Source organism: Alteromonas sp. BMJM2 (assembly GCF_027257845.1).
GTDB lineage: Bacteria > Pseudomonadota > Gammaproteobacteria > Enterobacterales > Alteromonadaceae > Alteromonas.
In genome coordinates this window covers 1-747 of the sequence record NZ_JAPVOT010000060.1, presented here as the reverse complement: position 1 = coordinate 747, position 747 = coordinate 1, and the positions used below count along the sequence as shown (strand labels likewise).

The window sequence follows — 747 nt, the reverse complement described above, 5'->3', positions numbered from 1 at the left end:
TATATGCCTTTCATAGCGTGTTGACATAATACGGCATTGCCGTATACTTTCAGTATGATATTTATCGAAACAAGTACATTTACAAAAGTACTCCCCAATTATCTCTCAGATGATGATTATCGAGGGTTGCAATCTTATCTCTTACAAAAACCTGATGCTGGAGATATTGTCAGAGGATCAGGTGGCGTTCGAAAAGTACGTTGGGCTCCGTCTGGAAAAGGAAAAAGTGGTGGAGTTCGTGCAATATATTACTGGAAAAAATCAGAACATGAAATTTGGATGCTTACGATGTACAGTAAATCAGAGCGTGCAACTATTGCATCCCATGTTCTTAAGCAAATAGCGGAGGCAATAGATCATGAGTAATCGAGATATAGGTCTGGAAATTTTAGATGGCTTAAATGAAATTAAAAAATTTAAGCAAGGTGAAGTTTCTTTAAAAACGAGTGAATTATCTGAGCCGTCAGAGCCAAAAGTTATTCGTTTACAACTTAAACTAACTCAATCAGCTTTTGCTGGTTTACTAGGTGTTAGTATGCGAACTCTTCAAGATTGGGAGCAAGGAAGAAGATCTCCGCAAGGGCCGGCAATAGCATTATTACGAATAGCTGAGCAACACCCTGAAGTGTTCGCAGATCTGCACTAACAGGCATATAACAAGTCGTTCAAGCGGGACTCATAACAGTTGGCTAGTTTCGCTTCGCTCACAATTTTAGCCAACTGAATTCGCCCCTTAACGAGGCGTTA

Annotated in this window: 2 protein-coding genes; both read left to right on the top strand. The window is 39.8% G+C overall.

Annotated features, from left to right (window positions below):
* Window positions 1-54 precede the first annotated feature (54 nt).
* Window positions 55-366: a type II toxin-antitoxin system RelE/ParE family toxin gene (locus O9X84_RS19530; protein ID WP_269521320.1), complete on the top strand. Its 312-nt coding sequence runs from the start codon at window positions 55-57 to the stop codon at window positions 364-366.
* Window positions 359-646, top strand: coding sequence for a helix-turn-helix domain-containing protein (locus O9X84_RS19525; RefSeq protein ID WP_269521319.1), 288 nt, complete (start codon window positions 359-361; stop codon window positions 644-646). Before O9X84_RS19530 ends, O9X84_RS19525 begins: the two co-directional genes overlap by 8 nt.
* The last annotated feature ends 101 nt before the right edge of the window (window positions 647-747 follow it).